This window comes from Legionella sp. 39-23, assembly GCF_001897665.1.
Taxonomy (GTDB): domain Bacteria; phylum Pseudomonadota; class Gammaproteobacteria; order Legionellales; family Legionellaceae; genus Legionella; species Legionella steelei.
In genome coordinates this window covers 181,918-203,374 of the sequence record NZ_MKTO01000018.1, presented here as the reverse complement: position 1 = coordinate 203,374, position 21,457 = coordinate 181,918, and the positions used below count along the sequence as shown (strand labels likewise).

Genomic DNA, 21,457 nt, shown 5'->3' with positions numbered 1-21,457 from the left:
GTGAAAATTAAATAAGAATTTTATGACTTACCGATTCATAGCGCATATGTATTATGAAAGCACGATCACGAGATAGGCTACATATAAAATCCCATTTAAAAACAAAGTACTAATTTTAATTCCATGAGTTGAAATGCTAAATCTTAGCCATGCTGTAGCAAGATATGTAACTAGGATGCCAGTCAATACTATTCTAGATGGCCGCCAAGGTGTTAAAAGAATCCCTAATGCGGGTAACAATGTCCCCTGAAAAACCATCGCACCCGTGATATTACCAAAGCCAAGAGTATCTTGATTTTTGCGCACCCAAATCACGCTGTTTACTTTTTCTGGCAATTCAGTTGCAATAGGGATAATGAGTAACGATAAAAGCAGAACAGGTACACCAAGTGCTTCAGCCACTCCTTGTACCCCTTGAATAAATCCTTTCGCACTGCATACTAAAAGAATTAAGGCAAACATTAATTGGATTAGGATGGTTTTAAGATTGGTTTTTAAGCCTAATCTAGCTAGGAATAAGGGCTCATTGGTGATGACAGCATGTCCATTTTCGACCAAAGCTTTAGATGCGTTGAATGTCAGTACTAAATAGATAAAATAAAGGGTAATAAGCAGAACACTAAATAAAATACGCAGATAGTTGGGCTTTAACGGAAGAAACATCGCTAATGCAGCCAGTGTAAACGCAACTAAGAAAAAATTCAGATCTCTTTGAAATCCAGTAATTTCTGGTGCTATGTAACCATTAATGCCACGTTTTTTAATAACTGAACACGCCATAATAAAAGTTGACAAGGTTGATAACATTAATGGAGCACCTAAAATCGCCCCTACACTAATTTCTTCATTAACTTGTCGGTTAGAGGTTCCTGCAATGAGTGCCAAAAGTGGTACTGTTGTTTCTGGAAGTGCAGTAGAAATCGCAGCGAATATTGAGCCTGTTACACCAGTTGAAATGTTTATTCGTTCGCCAAAATATTCTAATGCATTAGAGAATAGTTGCGCTGATATTAAAATAAGAACAAGCGTAATTAATAGTTCAGACCACATGTACATAAATCCCTCATAAGCACGGTCAAATAATCGTCCATAATATGGCAAAAGGCATATTATTCTTCTCTAAAAATAAATTGTAGTGTTTCGATAATGATAAAAAGATCTTAATGCTCTTTATAACCCAGTATCACTAAAATACAAGGTCCACCCGCTATGATATTAATTTTATGCTGTTTGCAGTTTTGAATGGCTTTATCACTTTCTGCACCTGGCTGCATCCAAATATTTTTAATGCCTTTTTGAATTGCTTCCTCAACAATTTTTTCTGTAACAGCAGGCGGGGTTATTATGGAAATGCTATCTACCTCGCTGGGTAAATCACTTACCGAGGCGATAACAGACAATCCTTCAATGAGTTTTTCTTTAGGATTTACAGGATAAACTTTTTTATCATTTTGTTGATAACAACGTAAAACCTTATTTCCATATTTTTCACGATTGGATGAAGCGCCAATCACGGCAAAAGCTTTTGACTGAAAGAATAAATCAATTTGCTGATTTGTCATTTGTGTCTCAGTTTTAAAAATTAGGATTCTGTTTAGTTTAGCAGTGAATATAGACTCATGAGCAACTAATTTTTTAGCGTTTTGTGGCCTGGGCGCGCACCCAGGCTACAAGGTGAACATTTTAAAACCTCTGTATGGTCGGGTCTAATCGATCCATAGATTGAAAAGGAAGCATCCATCCTGGATATTCAGGTGGTAAGGCACTTACCGCGTCTAACTGAGTTATCTCATCAATAGATAATTTTAATGACACAGCCTCTAAATTATCTTCTAATTGCTCGATACGCTTAGCACCAATAATGACAGAAGTTACAGCAGGTCTGGTGAGTAACCAGGCTAATGCCACACGTGCCACACTGCAATTATGATTTTTTGCGATGGGTCTAAGTACATCAAGAATTTTCCAAGCCCTGTCCTTATCCACAATAGGAAAATCAAAGCTGGAGCGACGAGAGTGCTCTGGTGTTTGATTTTCACGGCTAAATTTACCTGAAAGCAAGCCACCAGCAAGCGGGCTCCACACAAGAAGCCCTGTTTTTTCAGACTCTAACAGCGGTATAATTTCTCGTTCTAAATCTCGTCCTGCCAACGAATAGTAAGCTTGCAACGTATCAAAACGAGCCAAGTTTTTAAATTGAGAAATTCCCAACGCTTTTGCAATTTTCCAAGCTTGCCAATTAGAACATCCGATATAGCGTACTTTTCCCTGCTGTACCAATGTATCAAGTGCTCGTAATGTTTCTTCTACTGGTGTAATCGAATCATTTCCATGGATCTGATATAAATCGATGTAATCAGTATTCAGACGGCGAAGACTCGCATCAACAGCATCCATAATATGACCTCGTGAGGCTCCTATATCATTATAACCAGGCCCTACTCTTCCATATACTTTGGTCGCGATCACCACATCTTTGCGTGCGATATTCAGGTTTTTAAACGCCTTGCCTAGAATACGTTCACTTTCTCCTTCAGAATAAATATCAGCAGTGTCAAAAAAATTAATCCCAGCATCCATAGAGGCTTTGATGAGTTTGTCTACACCTGCTTGGTCAACCGCACCAACTGTTTCCCAAAAGCCTTTTCCACCGAAAGTCATTGTCCCTAAACAAAGAGTAGAAACAAGTAATCCCGTATTTCCTAAGGTTTTATATTCCATAATCCTTTCCTCAAATTGAATAATTCATTCATTGCTCTGCGATCCAAATATTGCAAGTCCTTGAGTTCGAAACCAGTATCTGTCTTCGCCAACAACATAAGTTTTTAACTCAGGTATTTCTTGAATATCGGAATAACCTGTTGTAACAAAATAACTTTTTCCCATAACATAATATTCTTTAATGTCTCTAGATGGGCTGACTAGAATGCGACCATTAGGAATAATTTTGATTAATTGCTCCATAAAACTCACTATCTCTTTGTCTTTTTCTATCCCATTCTTAACACCTAACAAATATGGGACAAAAGCCGTATCAAAAGTTTGATTTTTATCACTCATAAGTACCTTATCTAGTGTTCCCACATAGAATTGAATGTCTTTATCCAGTTCAAAATCATCATGGCTTTTAGATTGAATTGCATGCTGAACCAGTGTGACCATATAGTGAATATATGCTCTTCTTAATGAGTTTGGATGTAATATCCAAAATAGAAAATTAGCACATTTTCCGCTCGATAAAGTAATTAATGGCGGATACCAACAGGTAAGTGCAGCAAATAATTCGCCAATTGAAGGAAGTGGTTTTCCACGATCATCATATTCGCGATAAAGGTAGTATTTTTTAAAAGCCTTCATCCAGGCAATCGTAACTGGATCTTTATCATAGGCAGTAATAGTTTTTGCACCCGCTAGGGCAAATAAAAAACTACTATTGCCATATCCTGGAATGACTAACACATCTTTTCCCTCAATTTCTGTGCGAACATCATAGTGTTTGTTTTGATTCCCAGATAATGCCGAGGCTAAATAGCGTTCGGCTCCCATTGGATAAATTTGTACTTCTTTGTTGTCAGAGAGTCTTGTAATACGTCTATCTAAAATCCATTTTCTTTCTTGCTTACTTAAAATGGTTTCATGAGCTGACATAAACTTCCTAGGTTAATTTGTGTGATTCTCTCAATCTCAATGACTTTATCATCTTTTTTATAAATAGGGGTATTTCTATGTTTGCGCTTAATTTTTTCGCAAGTTTTTTACCCAATGTCTGAGAGGGCAGTTCAATCAATACGTGTAAGAACCATGACAACAAGAGAGAGGTAATAACAACGATGAGTAGAGATAACCAAAATTCAAAATTCATATCTAACATCATTCGGAGAACAACATAACCTGCAATACTATGAACAATGTATAATGGATAGCTAATGTCCGCTAGAAAATTAAATACAGGATTTGCTTTAAAAAAATGAGGAAATATGTAGGCAAATAAAAATGTTAATAAAGCAAAAGCGTAGCTCCAAACTATGATTAAACTTCCTGAATAAGGTCCTACACGCCAAGCAATACAAAACATGGTCAATAAAATACCGATAATAAAATATCCCAAATCAGGTGTAATTTTTTGACAATATAAATAATGAAAAACGACACCGATAAACATATAAATAAGATATTGTGTTGATATCATATAAATTTCTGATCGAATGAACGCTGGCAAATTACTTGTAGCCCATTCTGGGACCCTATACGATAGATAACAGGTTAAAAGAAAAAATAATGCGGGTATAAAAAAAACCTTTAGAGAGTACCTACGAAACCAAGCGATTGACAACGCAGCAATGAGATAGAATTTCATTTCCACCTCAAGAGTCCAGATAATGACGTCAATATTTCTCGATTCAAGTATGTCTCGAATTCCAGGAATATAGTGAATTAATACTTCTTGTAAGGTATAGGGCCATATCGTAATAAAATATTTTCCACCTAAAAAAAGAGTCAATAAAGTAATGCTAAATCCAACGGCATAAGTGGGTACAATACGAAAAAAGCGATTAACACAAAAGCCTAGGCTATTCGTTTTTTGAAGTGAAAATGGAATGACAAATCCGCTGATTATAAAAAATAAACCCACCCCATAAGATCCCCAGTCAAAAAGTGGGAATAAGTTAAGCCATGCAACATAAATTGGTGTTGCATGAGCCTCTGGTGTTAATAATGGTGCATTAATCAGATGAGCTACATAGTCCCTTTTATACCAAAAGGCACTTAAATAATGAGAAATGACGACAAATAGTGCAGCAAGTCCTCGTAAGGTATTTGTAAATTCAATCTTAGAATGAGCATCTAAACGCGCTTTTATGAGTGGCACTCAAAACTCCCCTCTTAACTGGATTTTGAAATAAAATAATCCTAATGCCTTTCTGCTCTGGAATAAAGTTTTTTACTGATAAATGAAGGTTTGAGGCTTTGCCCATGTTTTATGCTAATATTATATACAAATAGGCCATAAAGTGAGGAAATTATGACATACAAGACAATAGTTGAGGTTATACGTGATGGCTCCCTTGTTATGACTGATGGGATATTATCTAACAATGGCGATATGATTTTTGCCTATCATGCACTTTTAGCCATTTGCAATGATCAAAGTGCCCGAAAAAATACATTCGAGAGAGATCAGCAATTCCAAGTTCAACCTATGGGACATGGTATGCACTCAGATAGGCTTAAGGTAACGATTAGGCCAGAATTTGCAAAGGATGCAATTGATGTGCTTAAAAAGGAATATCCAGGATTAAAAATACAAAATGAGCAGCAACTTGATCAACCCAAAACACATGAATATAAACAATAAAGTCACTTGGTGTTGCACCTAGGTTTTGCCTAGAAACATCATTGTTGCTTATCCATTCAAATAGTAAGTAGCATCTTTGATGATGGTACAATTTTTTTATGACTATCTCTCTATCAATTGCTTCTGCATTAGCTTAAAAATTTATTTAATAATAATAGTTTACAAGTTAACAGAATAAATTCATTATCTTGTTCCAGTCACTTGGCATCGAATAAAACTTTGCTGCTAAATTTAGCGTTCTGTCATCACAAACACTAGATGAAATAAAATTGAACGCTTCGACTCTATTGAACCATTTTATTTAAGGACAAATGTATGGCTAAAATTCTTTGCGTTCTCTATGAAGATCCGATTGATGGATATCCCAAATATTATGCTCGAGATACGCTTCCAAAGATAGAACACTATGCTGATGGTCAAAGTGTGCCCTCTCCTAAGCAACATGATTTTCAACCTGGTACTTTACTTGGCTCTGTGTCTGGTGAATTAGGTTTGCGCCAATTTCTTGAATCGCAAGGGCACCAATTTGTAGTTACTTCAGACAAAGAAGGTCCAAACTCTGTTTTTGAAAAAGAATTACCCGACGCAGATGTAGTTATTTCCCAGCCTTTTTGGCCCGCATATTTAACTTCTGAGCGAATTGCTAAGGCAAAAAAGCTAAAATTGGTGATTACTGCAGGGATTGGCTCTGATCATGTAGACTTGCAAGCCGCCAAAGAACATAACATTACCGTAGCAGAAGTTACTTATTCGAATAGCATCAGTGTTGCCGAACATGTCGTTATGATGATCCTTTCTTTAGTACGAAATTATCTGCCCTCTCATCAATGGGTTGTGCAAAAAGGTTGGAATATTGCTGATTGTGTCGTACGTTCCTATGATCTGGAAGGAATGACCGTCGGTACTGTTGCGTGCGGACGCATTGGCTTAGCAGTTATGAAACGTTTAAAACCGTTTGATGTTAAATTGCATTATACAGATCGCCATCGTTTACCAGAAAAGGTTGAACATGAATTAGGACTGGTTTTTCATCCTCATGTTGAATCTCTAGTACAGGCGTGTGATGTAGTGACCATTAATTGCCCTCTGACACCCGAGACGGAAAATTTATTTGATGAGAGATTGATTAACAAAATGAAGCGTGGTTCTTACTTGATTAATACCGCTCGAGGAAAAATATGCAATCGTGAAGCTATTGTACATGCCTGTGAGAGCGGGCAACTTGCGGGCTATGCAGGTGATGTATGGTTCCCTCAACCAGCTCCTAAAGATCATCCATGGCGAACCATGCCTTATAATGGCATGACCCCTCATATTTCAGGAACTTCACTCTCTGCACAAGCACGTTATGCAGCAGGCACTCGTGAAATTTTAGAATGTTGGTTAGAAGGACGCCCTATACGGGATGTTTATCTAATTGTAGATAAAGGCCAATTAGCTGGTACAGGAGCACACTCTTACACTATGGGTAATGCAACTGTAGGTGCCGAAAAAGCATAAATTTGCTGTATTAAGAGACCTACCGCGCTTCATGCGCGGTATTTAGTGCTCTGAATAACAAACGATTTAGCAAGTAAAGGACGCTATAAGACATACTGAATTAATCTTCAGCATAAAGTATTCCATTGATCACTTCTTTCTCTGTATTGATGTTTCGCGCTTGGTTTATTTCAGGAGCTTCTTTAGTAAATGAAAACTTACTAAATTTAAAATTGTAATACATATCCAATTTTGTTAGAAATCTTGGAAAGGGAGACATTAAAGTACCGGCCCGCCTTTCTGAAACATTTTGAATGGTTTGATACTTTTTGTCTGCCTCAGGCGTAACTCTTGATGACATAACATATCTTAAAGAATGGCAATCCGGGCTGTAAACAATACTATACTTTTTAAGAAAATTCATTACTGAACTATTCATCTTTACACCCTTTCAATCTCTTTATCTCCAAGCTTGAATTAGCATAAACAACTCCAATCTACAGCACGCTAAAAGTTACTCCACTTGATAAGTAAAGCAAAATACGATCAATAACAACCGATATAGTCCAAATTTGGTTAGTAATCAAAATATAAAAAGATCACTTATGGTGATTAAGCTATTGCAACTGCGGTGTTCTGGGAGACTGTGGTATTTATATCCTATTGCAAGTTCAACAGAGCACCACTAGTTGACACCTTTTCTTATTCCTGCTTTATGTCTTATTTGGGAGATAGCCCCAATATCTTCTATAATATAAAGTAGGTATTGGGGTGCCCTTCGTCTAACGAATTGCTGAGGAAATAAATGATTTCTATATCCGGCTATGCATTACGAGAAAAAATGAGGCATAACCATAATATTGATACCTATTATGCCCTGCGATTAAAAGATAGTCGCAGAGTTCTTCTCAAGACACCAAGCAAACAACACTCCAGCTCTGAAAATTTGGCAATTTTGCAACATGAATATTATTTATTGAATATGATTGAAGCCCCCACCATTATTAAAGCTTATGATTTTCTACAAAATTTACAAATGCCTGTTTTAATTCTAGAGGATGTAAAAGGACAATTATTAACGTCATACCTTCTTATGCACCAATTGGATATTGAGAGCTTTTTGATTTTAGCATTGCAACTTGTTGATATTGTTGGAGAATTACATCAGCGCAATATTATTCATAAGGAAATTAAACCATCTAATATTGTTATTGATCCAGAACAATTGAACCTTAAATTGGTTGACTTAAGCACCTCTTCCAAGCTTACTGAAGAAACATTTGATTATCTAAAACTGGGAACATTTGCCAAAGACTTAGCCTATATTTCACCAGAACAAACAGGTCGTATTAACCGTCCTGTTGACTATCGCACTGATTTTTATTCATTAGGTATCACATTTTATGAAATGCTGACTAATCGATTGCCCTTTCAAACAGTGGATACTCTTGAATTAGTACATTGTCATATTGCCAAAAAACCACCGCCAGTATTAGAAATTAGGCCAGATATCCCCAAAATGTTGGATGCAATTATTGAAAAATTATTGTGTAAAATGCCTGAAGATCGTTATTCCAGCATCATTGGATTAAAATTGGATCTTAAAGAATGCTTAAATCAATGGCAACAAAAGAAATCAATTAATGAGTTTGTCCTAGGACAAAATGATATTCGCGATCACTTAAGTATTTCTCGTACTTTATATGGCCGAGAGCTGCAAGTAGATAAACTTATCAAAGCATTTAATCGAATCAGTTTAGGTGGCAAGGAAATAATCTTGATTGCAGGTTATTCTGGTATCGGAAAAACCTCATTAGTAAAAGAAGTACATAAGCCTATTATTCAGCATAGAGGTTATTATATTCAGGGTAAATTTGATCAGTTACAGCGAAGTATTCCTTATAGTGCGATAGTTGCTGCATTTAAGAACCTTGTGAAACAAGTGTTGTCAGAAAGCGAAAGCAAATTAGAAAGATTAAAAAAATTACTGATACATTCTTTAGGTAATATTGGACAGGTTGTCATTGATGTTATTCCAGAAGTTGAACTCATAATCGGCAAACAGCCACCAGTGCTTCCACTAAGCCCTGCTGAAACACAAATTCGGTTTAACTTGGTATTTCAAAATTTTGTACGTATTTTTGCGCAAGCAGAACACCCACTTGTTATGTTTTTAGATGATTTGCAATGGGCAGATAACTCTTCACTTAATTTTATTGAAAATCTATTACAGGATCGCGAAACAAATTATTTACTCCTTATTGGTGCTTATCGCGATAATGAAATCAATGAAAATCACACCTTACAGTTAAGTATTAACAACCTAAATAGAAATAAAGCAAACGTCAGTACCTTGATTCTAAAGCCATTACGCTTAAATAACATTCAAATGTTATTAGCCGATACACTATCAAATGCACAAAAGAAAATCCAAGATTTAGCAAAATGTATTTTTGATAAAACTCATGGCAATCCATTTTTTATTAATGAATTCCTAAAACTAATTTATCAACAAAATTTATTAACTTTCTCTTATGAGCATGGAGCTTGGGAGTGGGATTTAATCAAAATTCAACAACAAAGTGCAACGGACAATGTCATTGACCTTTTAACGGCTAAAATTCATTTACTTCCAAAACCTACACAAGAAATCTTAAAATTAGGATCATGTTTTGGCTATCAGTTCAACTTTAAAACGCTGCAAATTATCAACAGCCAACCCATTAGCCAAATTGCAGAACAATTATGGCAAGCAATTAAAGCAAATCTAATCTATCCTGTTGAGGAAGCCTATAAAACATCCGGTTTGATGGGATTAAATGAAAGCATCTCGCTTACAAACACTTCACTACAGTATATTTTTGTTCATGATCGTGTTCAGCAAGCAGCTTATCAACTGATTAAGGAACAGGAAAGACCCGATATACATTTAAAGATAGGAAGATTGTTATTAAAGGATAAGCCTCTTGTAGCACACGATGTGCGTATCTTTGATGTATTAAAACATTTTAATCAAAGCATTTCATTAATTCATAAATCAAGTGAGCGTTTGCAGTTGGCCCAATATAACTTATGGGCAGGGCAAAAAGCAAAATTAGCATCCGCTTATGATGTTGCTAATGAACACCTATCTTTAGGTGTGCAACTATTAAAACCATATAACTGGAAAAAAAATTACCCTCTTACATTCCAACTTTTTAAAGAATTTGCTGTGTGCAGGTATTTAGTTGGGGATTTTAAAACCGCAGATAAGTCCTTTAGCGAGCTTTTAAAACACGCGAGCGGCTCCTTAGATAAAATTGAGATTTATCGTTTGAAAATTGAGATGCTCTCTACGTTAGGAAATCATACCGAAGCGCTACAAATTGGATTAAATGCATTGCGTCATTTTGGCATGAAGATACCAAAGAAACCCAACTTAATACATATTTTGCTCTCTATCTATAAAATAAAGTTTCAATTACGACACACCAAAATTGAACATCTAAAATTACCCTTGATGAGCGATGTAAAACAAATTGCACTAGTGAATTTAATTACTCAATTACTCAATAGTGCTTTTATCACTAATCAGCAACTGTTTGTGATCCTAACCTGTAAAAATATTCTTCTAAGCTTAAAGTATGGATATACTGAAAGCACTTCAATGTCTATCCCTGTTTATGCATTCATTATTATGCATTCCCTGAATTGGTACGATGAAGCAATTTCATTTGTAGCGCTTTATAACCGATTAAAACAGGAATATGGTGCATCCAATTTTGAAGGTAAAAATCAATTTGTACTCGGTTCTTTTATTGAGCCCTATCAAAAATCACTTAACTTATGCAATAACACAGTGATTAATGCATTTAAGTTGTGTTGTGAGGTGGGTGACTTAGTATATAGCAATTACAGTAATATACTCCTGATATTCCATGCACTTTCAGCCGGTAAAAATTTAGATGAAATTAAAAAAAATGTAAAATCTGCTTTATCATTTATGTCGCGAATGAAGATCTCTGATTTTGTTAATGTAGCTAAATTTTGGGATTATTTAACGCAATGCTTAGAACGACCCGGTTTTACAAAAATTAAGCAGTTATCGTTATTTGAAAAAAATATTATTAACGGAAAAAATAAAACCGAATTAAGCTTTTTCTATAGTTCTTTGACACAACTGCACTTTCTATTAGGAAATTTTGCTGAAGCTGTCAAATCCGGAAATAATCATGAGCTCTATTCGGAATATAATAAAGGCATGATCAGCCATTTAGACGGTAAATTTTTCTATGCGCTGTCGCTATTAGCCATATTATCTCAAGCCCCCAAATCAAAATATCGACATTATTTGAAAAAAATAAAACAACTTAAAGCGTTTATTAAAAAGTATGAAACCTGGTGCCCAGAAAACTTTAAAGCATACTCCTTGCTTATAGATGCTGAGTATATGAGTTTGAAGAAGCAAAATGAGAGCGTTTTAGCACTTTATGAGCAAGCAATTGAAGCAGCGCTTGCAAGTGGTTTGGTCTTAGTTGCAGCCATTGCTAATGAACGAGCTGCTTATTTTTGCAATAAAATCAAGATAGACAATATCGCAAAAATTTATCTGTCTCATGCCCATCATTACTTCAAGGATTGGGGTGCGCACACCAAAGTGAAACTTTTAGAGCAATCCACTGAGACTAGCGCATTAATTAACTACTATCCTGATCTACAAGTTAAAACACCGACTATAGATATGTTGGCTGTTTTAAAATTTAATCAACTGATATCAAGTGAAATTCGCTTGGATAAGCTACTGCAAAAACTCTTAGTTATTGTTTTAGAAAATGCAGGTGCGCAACGAGGTATTATTTTAACTCAAGATAATGAGAAGTGGGTGGTTGAAGCAGAAGGAAATTTAGAGCACCAAACGATTCATCTCAATAGTCCAATGGATAAGGCCGGGGTTGCAGCATACCCTAGATCGATCCTTAATTACGTTCAACGTACGCAAAAAGCCATTATTTTAAACGATGCAATTCAATCAGAACTCACTTTTCAAGATGAATATGTGCAACAAGAAAATCCTAGATCTCTTTTAATGATGCCCTTATTTTATAAAAGCCAACTATGTCGAGTCCTGTATTTAGAGAACAACAGCAGTAGTTATACCTTTACCCCCAGTCATTTAGATAACTTGCAAATGCTCGCGTCCCAAGCAATGATTTCGCTTGAGAATGCCAAACATTATTACCAAGCGACTCATGATCCTTTAACAGGATTAGCAAACCGAAATTTACTTTATGAAATATTTCAACAAAATACAAATCAAGCGACACAGTTTCAAGGAAAGATTGCCTTACTATTTTTAGATATAGATTACTTTAAAGTAATTAACGATACTTTAGGACATGATAATGGCGATAAGTTGCTAATTCATGCGGCAAAAAAAATTACCTCAAGCCTACGTGAGTTCGATATTGCGGCCCGAATTGGCGGCGATGAATTTGCAATAATCTTATTCAATATAAATTCAAAAGAACAAATTACGGCAATAGTTGAGCGATTGCTCGCAGAGATTTCCAAGCCAGTTCCTATAGATGAACATTTAATTCAAATCGCATCGAGCATGGGTATCAGTATATATCCTGACGATGGGAAAAATATTGAAACCTTACTTAAACTGGCTGATACAGCGCTGTATCAAGCAAAAGAGAAAGGTAGAAACCAATTTCATTATTACTCTAACGAACTCTATGAAGAATACCAACAAACTCACGGGTTGGGTAAAGAGTTACAACGAGCTTATGACAAACAAGAGTTTTTCTTAATGTATCAGCCATTTTATGCAACCAGCACAGGAAATATAATTGGACTTGAAGCTTTATTACGATGGAATCATCCAGAAAAAGGTGTCTTAGATGCTTCAAAATTTATCCCTAACTTAGAAAAAAGCCCACTCATCATGCCTGTCAGTGAGTGGATTATTAAAAATGTATGTCGTCAAGCCAAAAGTTGGCAAGATAAAAAAATACTACCTGGACCTATTGCGATTAATATATCCACAATTCAATTTATTCGACACTCTTTAAGTAAAATCATTGCCGAATGTATTGCTAAAAATCAACTCGATGCATCATTTATTGAGTTGGAAATCACCGAGTCAATTTTTATTGAGTACAGCGATAAATTATATAAAGAAATTAATTTATTAAATGAAATGGGTGTTAGTTTAGTGATTGATGATTTTGGTACAGGTTATTCCAGCCTATCTTATTTAAAACATTTACCCGTAAAAAAAATAAAAATTGATAAAGCCTTTATTAGTAATTGTCATAATGATTACTTAGATCAAACGATTGTTAAAGCAATTGCAACAATAGCCCATAAGTTAAATATTATGGTTGTTGCTGAAGGTGTTGAAAATAAACAACAGCTTCAGTTCTTGCTAGAACAAGACATTGATGGAGTCCAAGGTTATTATTACTCCCATCCACTTACTGCAGAAGAATGTGTCATACAATTGGAAAACCAAAAAAATAAAAAGAACAAATAGGTTAAACTCAAAATTTTTTTGTTTTATATTTTTACAAAAATCATTTAGAGCATCTATACTTACCTATGATTTTAATCATTTTAACTAAGGAAGGACGTATCATGTACAAAAAAATTATACAAGCAGCTGCATTTACGTTTACATTAGCACTCAGCCCCGTAGTATTAGCTCATGAGTGTGGGGAAGGATTAAAACATATGGTTGAATCACTAAAACTGGATGATGGTCAAAAATCCAAAATAAAACCTATTTTAGAGCAGCTTAAATCAACAATGAAAAATGATGCTGCTCAAATGAAAGACCTAAGCCAACAACTCAATCAACAAGCTGAATCAGCAAATATGGACCAATCTGCAGTGGACAGTTTAGTTGATAAAAAGACAAAACTGATTGGTGATATGATTAAAGCTAAAATAACAGCAAAGAATCAAATTTATGCAGTACTAACCCCCCAACAAAAAACAGATCTTCAAAATAAAATGAAAAAAATAGAAGAAAAAATGGCAGATAAATTTAAAAGCTGCCATGAAGAATAAATGAAGTATCTATCTTAATTCAGGAACAATATGATTATTGTTCCTGAATCCTTAATATAAGCAGGTAAGTAATGTTATTAAAAGAATATATTCGCTGCGATGTAACTGAACTAGCAAAACGCATCAAAACACGTGAAATAAGCCCTCATGAGGCAATGGACTGTGCTCTGTCACGCATCAACGAAGTCAATACAACACTAAATGCCATCGTGACTGATTGCTCCGATTTTGCCAAAAAATGTCTCACGAGTCTTCGCGGTGATGAACCATTTTATGGTGTTCCTTTATTAATTAAGGATTTGGGGCACTGGATTGCTGGAGTTCGAAGCACAGAAGGCTCACGCTTTTTTTCTCACAATATTTCTCCCATTACTAGTGATTTAGTGAATAAAATGATTTCCTTAGGCTTCATCCCCATTGCAAAAACAAATACACCGGAACTAGGCCTCTCTTATGTTACTGAACCTACTTTATTAGGCCCTTGTCGCAATCCATATGATCTTAATAGAACTCCTGGTGGTTCTTCAGGTGGTTCAGCGGCTGCAATTGCTGCAGGTATTGCGCCCATCTCGACGGCAAGCGATGGAGGAGGCTCTATTAGAATCCCTGCTGCATGTTGTGGTTTATTTGGTTTTAAACCAACTACGGGTATCACCCCAACAGGTCCTTTGACTGATGAATTATGGTCTGGTTTGGCGGTGAACTTTGTTTTAACTCGTTCTCTTCGTGATTCCGAAGCATTATTTAATGAATTAGCCGAGCTATCTCGAGTGCGCCCTCTTCACCCGCATAAAAAATTAAATATACTTCATTTAGAGGGTGTTTTTGCACCAGTCCCTGTCGCAACTCCTTGTATTGAAGCAGTAAACAAAGTTGAAGAGTTATTAAAAAAATTAGGCCATACAATACAGAGAAAATATTTGGCACTGGATCTCAATGCAATTGGTGATTGTGTGATTAAAATTATTGCCGCAAACACTTATACGGTGATTAAACTTCAAGAAGCACAATTAAGCCAAAAAGCAAAACCTGATGCGCTTGAGCCTATAACGTGGGAGTTTTATAAACGAGGAGAGGCTCTTTCGGCTTATGAATACATTGTTGCGCGAACTCGTTTATTCCAACTCGTTCAACCCCTGCATCAGTTATTAGATCAAACAGATGTAGTATTAACCCCCGCTTTAGCCCAGCTTCCATTATTAATAGGTGGACTAAGCACTAATGAAGAATTTGATCTTTATTTACAAAAAAACATGGAATTTTCACCTTTTACATCCCTATTTAATCAGGCTGGTTTACCGGCTATGACCCTACCCGTAATGTTTGATAATCAACTCCCAATATCAGTACAAATGGGAGCAGCCAAAGGAAATGACTTGCTGTTGTACGCTTTGGCAAAAGAATTACAACCCCTGTTACCTGATTTTAATCAATTAATGCCTTTAAACTCAGGATAAATGAATCAACCCCTGCAAAAGAATCAAAAGACTTTGAATTTGTTGGAAAATCTAAATAAACGTAGGCTTGGTTGCTAAGCCCAGCATGTACATTCTTAAGAACAATGGATAGGTACTTGTTAATTGGGCGTATAGTGATGGTTTTCATGATGGATGGCGCATAAGGATTAATTCAGCAGATGCTCGGCTTAATAGCCGAGGTATCCTCACTGGTTATCACTCTCTCTTATATTATAAAGAGCCCTAATGTTAAGGGCTCTTAAAAGAGATTATTTATTATTTAGGAAACTTAGGAAATTGGTTTGGCATAGGATTTCCTTTACCTATATTTTGAAGAACACTACTTTTTTCAGTCATATTCCCAACTTTTGACATATTGCTTTCACCAGCCATATTGGTTTTTGCAGTATTTTGATTCATGGGTGTATGATGACTCATGGATGGAGTTGACTGCATTACAGCAGGTTTGGACTCAGTTTTTTTTGCGGGTTGTGCTTTTACAGTAGAAGTAGTTTTACTTGGGGCTACTTTAGTATTTTTTTTTGCACTTGCCGTTTTTGTTGATGAAGCCATTTTTTTAGCAGCAGGCGCTACAGATTTTTTCGCAAGCGAAGAAGTCTTTTTAGCGGCAGGCGCAGCTGTAGCTTTTTTCATTGGTGAAGAAGTTTTTTTAGCAGTAGTTACTGCAGCTTTTTTGACTGACGAGGCTGCTTTTTTAGCAGGTGCAGACGCTTTTTTAGCAGGTGCAGACGCTTTTTTAGCAGCAGCCTTAACTGTAGTAGTCGCTTTTTTGGTGCTTTTAGAAATTGAAGATGAAACATCATCCATCATTTTCTTTGCATTTTGATCCAAATTACGAGAAACACTTAACCAGTGACTCTCAAGAATATTGAACGTTTCCCTCATATAATTCAAAGTCATCTGACTGTTTTGGATAAATAATTCCATATTTTTAGTAAAAAATTCTTCTGGTCTTTTGATATCTAATAAATCCATTGGCTTGATTAAAGACAAGTTCTGCATCATTTTAACATTGAGTTCCATGAGTCTTTGCATTGGCGCATCAAAATTGTTAAACATTTTTTGCTCAAAAAATTGGCTTTTCATTAGCATCTCCTTATGTTGCATTGCACAATTAAGATTAGTTATTATCCACTCATTTGTCAAATAAAACTATTCTGGATTCACATAGTTATCATAAAACTTACCTACTATTCATCATTAATTTTATGAATAATCTTCACAATATACTGTGTAATTATTTTTGCTTCAACTTGGATGTATTTAGATGTTTTTAGTTAATTTTAATACGACTGATATTAATGTTCACCACTCAAATAACCTATTGATTTTAAATAAAAAAAACTTTAAACCCACAAAACTTGATAGTACTTAATTATACCTATTTTTCTTAAATCATACTTTTTGTAAAAAAAGCGATAGCATAATTCCTATTTTTTCAGGTAGGATGAATAGAGTTTTATTGTTACATTTTTCAAGGAGAGAATTGTGGGCAAACTTACTGTTGAAGGAATGGCCGATGTAGAAAAAGCAAAAGAAGACCGTGCAGATGCTTTAAAAAAGCTAATTTCCAAACCATTTAATCTAAATGATGACGAACAACAAGCTACATTTAGAAAATACATTAATGACTTCGAATATAATGCGAATCTATCCTACCTTTTCCAAGGAATGTATCCTGGTAGAAAAACGTGGTATGGTTCCTGGCTCGCAAGACTTGTCTTACCGCTCCCCGAATTTGCTCACTACCTCCTAACTATGTTTATTTGTGTTGAGGCAACGGGGTATATTCTCCAAAACTTCAGCATCTCTGACTTCCATAGCCAACTTGAAGAGATGAAGACAATTTACAACTGGTGCTTGAAAAACAAGCAGATCACATATGATGGTTCCACAGATAATACTACAACCCTTTCAAATCCAGATGTTCAGCGGATGATTAAATTAATGGCTCCTCTCTGCCCCACTAAGTTTATGTTGGCATGGAAGAAAGTTACTGCAGAAGAAGAAACTAAAACCTCCATTTGGGGTAGTGTCTATAATACCTATTCCTACTTTACCGCCCCTAAACCTACTGTCGATCTCAATCGTCTCCAAGATTTAAAAGCAAGTGTAGAGCGTCGAGAACTTGATGTAGGTATATATAAAGGTGTAGAGAACGCCGTGCGTTATTTCGCAACAGATACTCATTTTAGAGAATTTTTAATTACCCAAGTACAACGACCTGTTGAGCAAATAAAAAACATGTTGCCTTCGATACTTACTCTAGGACACTCGAAGTCTGAGTAATAAGTATCAGTAATACGTAGGCTGGGCTGTTAAGCCCAGCATTAACTGCCCCCCAAGATCCCCGTAAGTGACCGGGATGGGAGGCAATTTGAAAAGCTTAGAAATTAGAAGGTAAATTAACTGTCCCTGGTTTGGTAGATGTAGCAGGGCTTGAATTAATATAACAGCCATTTGAACCTGCATTCACTGTCAGGCTTCCATCATTATTGATTGTCAGATCACAAAGATGAGCGTTTGAGCCTTTTATCGTCATATGCTCCGTTGCTTTTTGATTTTGTATCAAACAAACGGGAGATTTATTTGTGGGATCAGGGCAGGTGATGGAGTTATTGATAAGCACCGCTTTAAAAGGATAGCCAATATAAACATTATAGTTATAGGATGTAGACGGAGGTGGAGGCGTGTTGCTGCTTCCGGGGCAATAAGTAATTGTGTAATTTTCAACATTCACGTTATTTTGCATGTTTGCACAGGTAAATGTACTACTCATATCATCAAATGGATAGACATAAGCAGTAGGACATGCAGCCTTAAGCCAGCTTAAAGTGGGCTGGACATAATTATTCCAGTTCATATTGGTATTGTTGCATTGGTTCGTGTAAGGTGCGGGTGGAACTTCAATGCCAGTTTTATCCCAATCGACGCACCCACAACAATTATTTGAGGCTCCTTGAGAATAACAAGAACCCACGTTAGTACAGGCATACAGATTCCATAAGGTTAAATTATCTTGTGGTGCAGGTAATTTTTGCGCGCAATTGAAAGGAGCTCCGTAATTAGGCTGTAATCCACATATTTGATCAGCAGTCCAATAACCCAATAATGTGCCGCAACTCTTCTTTAATAGAGGATTTTTTCCTGGATTAAAACTGATACCACAGGTACTCGATGAAGGGCAATCACTATCCACATTACAAATCCCGCCGCCTGCTGCAACCCAACGATAATCATTCGAAGGGGGATTAAATGTCCAAGAGCATGCACCCAATAAAGAATTGGTTTGTGTCGCGGCTCCTGGACTACCACAAGTATATGGCGCTGTATTTGTATTACTTGAAGTATTCTCAGGGGTCATTGACACAGGTAAATTAAATCCATTGATTATTTCTACATCATAATAATCAGGGCCATTTTTTAAAAATGTAAATTCAGCTTGTGTTGCGGGTTGTTGAAAGCCGACCCCCTCTTTACACCCATTCACACCTGAGCCGCAATCTGCCGTTTGACAGGCTCCGTTAGCACACTGAGTTCGACCAGCAATAGCACCGCTCCATATCACATTTTGCTGATTTGAATAGATGGGAATAGTCACCGTATTGGTGCCTCCATTTGCAGCCAATTGATAATTGGTATTCGCAGGAATGGGCACTTGCCAAAAACATTGTTTAATCGCACCGGTTTGTGTACACACAGATCCAGTATAACAATCACTATTCGAATTACATGAAGTATCTCCAGGATGAGCGGGATGGGTATTTTGTACCGAGCCACTAATTAATCCAAACCATACAGGCTGGCTGCAATTATTAACAAAAGTTATTGCGCGTGATTGGACTTTTGAGGACTTATTTTTTGCATAAATCACATTAAAAAAATTACATAGTGCAAAAATACATAGGAGTTGCACTATAAAATTAAATTTTAAAATAGCTTTGATTTTATTCATAATTTTTCCATATATTTTAAGGGTCATTTGGAAATGAATCCCATAAATTATTTTCCATAGATGAAACGTCTTGATGAGACTGCTTCATGGAAGAAATAAGAGAAACAGTCTCGTGGGAATTAAAAATTTAACCTAATTGATAATAACATCCTTCTGTACCATCGTAGAATCTTGGTTGTTACAGACCGAATTAAGGAAGTAGGTAAATTTTCCTGAGGTTCCGGGCAGAGAGTGATCGGTCCAGTTGGTTAATGAACCTTGCCAAATTACCCGCTTTAGCCAGTCACGCACTTGATAGGTGCTTACAGGCATACTTTGTGTGGGGGCAGTCCAAGCCAGGTTAATGGATTTTTTATCGCTACTGTAATTTGCGTTGATGTTGGTTGGAGGAAGGCACTGAGGGGCATCGGGAATAATGACGTCATACTCAACGTCTTGTGATACGCCATTGCTACACACCGAACTCAGAAAATAGGTAAATTTCCCTGAAGTACCGGGTAGAGTGGTATCCGTCCAAGTGAGTTTATTGTCTTTCCATAGTACTCTTTTTTGCCAATCTTTCACTTGATAGGTGACTACATTTGTGCTGTTTGCGGGAGGATGCCACAATAAAGTTACATTTTTTTTATCAGGGGTATACGTTGAAGAAAAATCAATGGGTGGATTACACAGATCAGTGGGAGTAGTACCACCTACCTGATAAAATTTCACACTATTTACATGCATTGTTGCAGATTGCATTTGGGGATTAGGTGCACCAGCGTAAGGCCCCCCTACGGCAAGATTGACAATGAGATAATAACCCCCATTGGGATCATTAAAACCACGCTGTAACGCATTAGCACCATCAGCAGGTAGTGAATCCGTTTTTAAAGGTCCCCAGGTTTTAACATTATCGATATAACCTGTAAGAATATAGCCCCCCTTCGTACTGCTTGGATCTGCCTCCCACTCAAATCCCCATGTGTGTGGATTAGCGTACGCTAATTGAGGAAATTGATGCGACTCAAGCGGGTATCCAATGCCACGGCAATCACCTCCGCCACATTGAGGTGCATTTCCATTAAAATGCAGTGTCGCTGTGGTCACATTAAACGCTGTGGTTTTGAGATAGGCCTCCATGATATCAATTTCGCCATTTTGCGGCCAATTCGAGTCATAGGTTGGCATCATCCAAATGGCAGGCCATAAGCCCTGGTTGTAGTTGCTGGGATTTTTACCTTGCTGGCATAGCCCATCCGTACTTTTAGTACATACAGGTAAATTGATGTTGACTTCCATATACCCATGTTTTGTTTCTTTAGTTGTCCACACTTCAGAAGGTACAGGGGAATTAAATGGAGGGGAGTTTAGATTAGCTCGAGTCATTATTTCTCCGCTTTTCCATAACCCATTAGCTAAGTCTGCGAGAAGCGTTAATGTACCATCCGCATTTTTTATGGTTTTCGAAGTGTCATATACATTAATTTCACCTGAAATGCGATGATCATAATTAGTGGATGCATAATAATTGAGCCCATTGCTCGCCTTATCTTGCAAGATATCAGTAACTAACTGACATGATTTGGTTTTATCAAAAGAACATGGTGATGAAAAAGCAAAGGTACATGAAAAAATAGATGGCAAGATAAATAGCAAGTTTTTTGTTTTTATCATTATTTATGGTCCTTATTTAGGTAGTATCATTTCCTATTAAAATTGATAATAAAATAACTTTTCTTTTTGCAAAATTAATTTGCTCTCCCCCATCTAAGGGGGGCACTTTAATCGAATTATCTTAAACTAACCTATTGATTTTAAAATTAAAAATAAGATTAAAGTACGCGGATATAATCTTACCCAAATATACCTGGATTTTCCATAGTAAAAGTCAATTGTTATCACGGCATCGTCAAATTAACTTTGAGCCACCCTGTAATTCATGTACTGAATCGTACTCAAGACTAACTATCGGAGTAATTATCAAAACTTAATTGCAAAAAACTGCTAAATTAGGTGCAAAATGTAGGTTGCAAAGTGTTTTTTTAAATTAAAAATGCCATGGAAAACCATGGTCCATGATACCCAGGTAGCCCAAATAACTCACTAAAAATGCGATTAAGTAATCAGAACCTTTTTAGATATTAACTATGG

The 21,457-nt window shown here is 36.3% G+C and carries 15 protein-coding genes; 6 read left to right on the top strand and 9 right to left on the bottom strand.

Annotated elements, in window-relative coordinates; translation table 11 throughout:
• Positions 1-51: 51 nt before the first annotated feature.
• The 5 genes from BGO44_RS07940 to BGO44_RS07920 form a co-directional block, all read right to left on the bottom strand.
• Positions 52-1,050, bottom strand: a complete 999-nt coding sequence (locus tag BGO44_RS07940) for a sodium:calcium antiporter (RefSeq protein ID WP_273197867.1) — start codon at positions 1,048-1,050, stop codon at positions 52-54.
• Positions 1,051-1,160: 110 nt separating this feature from the next.
• Entirely contained in the window at positions 1,161-1,562 is a 402-nt protein-coding gene (locus tag BGO44_RS07935; protein ID WP_273197865.1) for a CoA-binding protein, read from the bottom strand.
• 121 nt (positions 1,563-1,683) lie between these two features.
• A complete protein-coding gene (locus BGO44_RS07930) occupies positions 1,684-2,721 on the bottom strand; it encodes an aldo/keto reductase (RefSeq protein ID WP_058510311.1) in 1,038 nt (345 codons plus the stop codon).
• A gap of 24 nt (positions 2,722-2,745) precedes the next feature.
• Entirely contained in the window at positions 2,746-3,648 is a 903-nt protein-coding gene (locus BGO44_RS07925) for an ABC transporter permease (protein ID WP_273197864.1), read from the bottom strand.
• A 7-nt stretch (positions 3,649-3,655) separates the two neighbouring features.
• Complete coding sequence (locus BGO44_RS07920; RefSeq protein WP_273197863.1) at positions 3,656-4,870, bottom strand: acyltransferase family protein; 1,215 nt, start codon at positions 4,868-4,870, stop codon at positions 3,656-3,658.
• A 153-nt stretch (positions 4,871-5,023) separates the two neighbouring features.
• On the opposite strand from BGO44_RS07920, the gene BGO44_RS07915 reads away from it, so the two are divergent.
• Positions 5,024-5,356 (top strand): hypothetical protein, encoded by a 333-nt coding sequence (locus BGO44_RS07915; RefSeq protein WP_058510309.1) that lies wholly within the window; start codon positions 5,024-5,026, stop codon positions 5,354-5,356.
• A gap of 315 nt (positions 5,357-5,671) precedes the next feature.
• Positions 5,672-6,856: an NAD-dependent formate dehydrogenase gene (locus tag BGO44_RS07910; protein WP_058510308.1), complete on the top strand. Its 1,185-nt coding sequence runs from the start codon at positions 5,672-5,674 to the stop codon at positions 6,854-6,856.
• Positions 6,857-6,956: 100 nt separating this feature from the next.
• On the opposite strand, the gene BGO44_RS07905 is transcribed toward BGO44_RS07910, so the two are convergent.
• On the bottom strand, positions 6,957-7,274 hold the full coding sequence (locus BGO44_RS07905; RefSeq protein WP_058510307.1) for a hypothetical protein: 318 nt from the start codon (positions 7,272-7,274) through the stop codon (positions 6,957-6,959).
• A gap of 366 nt (positions 7,275-7,640) precedes the next feature.
• Between BGO44_RS07905 and BGO44_RS07900 the strand changes: the two genes are divergently transcribed.
• The 3 genes from BGO44_RS07900 to BGO44_RS07890 all read left to right on the top strand — a co-directional run bounded on the left by BGO44_RS07900 (position 7,641) and on the right by BGO44_RS07890 (position 15,348).
• Positions 7,641-13,355 (top strand): EAL domain-containing protein, encoded by a 5,715-nt coding sequence (locus BGO44_RS07900; RefSeq protein WP_058510306.1) that lies wholly within the window; start codon positions 7,641-7,643, stop codon positions 13,353-13,355.
• A gap of 101 nt (positions 13,356-13,456) precedes the next feature.
• Positions 13,457-13,891 (top strand): Spy/CpxP family protein refolding chaperone, encoded by a 435-nt coding sequence (locus BGO44_RS07895; RefSeq protein WP_058510305.1) that lies wholly within the window; start codon positions 13,457-13,459, stop codon positions 13,889-13,891.
• Positions 13,892-13,962: 71 nt separating this feature from the next.
• The gene (locus BGO44_RS07890; protein ID WP_273197861.1) at positions 13,963-15,348 is read left to right on the top strand and encodes an amidase; all 1,386 of its coding nucleotides are present in this window, start codon (positions 13,963-13,965) and stop codon (positions 15,346-15,348) included.
• A gap of 276 nt (positions 15,349-15,624) precedes the next feature.
• On the opposite strand, the gene BGO44_RS07885 is transcribed toward BGO44_RS07890, so the two are convergent.
• Positions 15,625-16,455, bottom strand: coding sequence for a hypothetical protein (locus tag BGO44_RS07885; protein ID WP_273197860.1), 831 nt, complete (start codon positions 16,453-16,455; stop codon positions 15,625-15,627).
• Positions 16,456-16,857: 402 nt separating this feature from the next.
• Between BGO44_RS07885 and BGO44_RS07880 the strand changes: the two genes are divergently transcribed.
• Positions 16,858-17,658: a hypothetical protein gene (locus BGO44_RS07880; protein WP_058510301.1), complete on the top strand. Its 801-nt coding sequence runs from the start codon at positions 16,858-16,860 to the stop codon at positions 17,656-17,658.
• A gap of 97 nt (positions 17,659-17,755) precedes the next feature.
• On the opposite strand, the gene BGO44_RS07875 is transcribed toward BGO44_RS07880, so the two are convergent.
• Both BGO44_RS07875 and BGO44_RS07870 read right to left on the bottom strand, forming a co-directional pair.
• Positions 17,756-19,324 carry a thaumatin family protein gene (locus tag BGO44_RS07875; RefSeq protein WP_273197859.1) on the bottom strand — a complete coding sequence of 523 codons (1,569 nt, stop codon included), beginning with the start codon at positions 19,322-19,324 and terminating at the stop codon, positions 17,756-17,758.
• A 132-nt stretch (positions 19,325-19,456) separates the two neighbouring features.
• A complete protein-coding gene (locus BGO44_RS07870; RefSeq protein ID WP_058510299.1) occupies positions 19,457-20,980 on the bottom strand; it encodes a glycoside hydrolase family 16 protein in 1,524 nt (507 codons plus the stop codon).
• Positions 20,981-21,457: the final 477 nt, after the last annotated feature.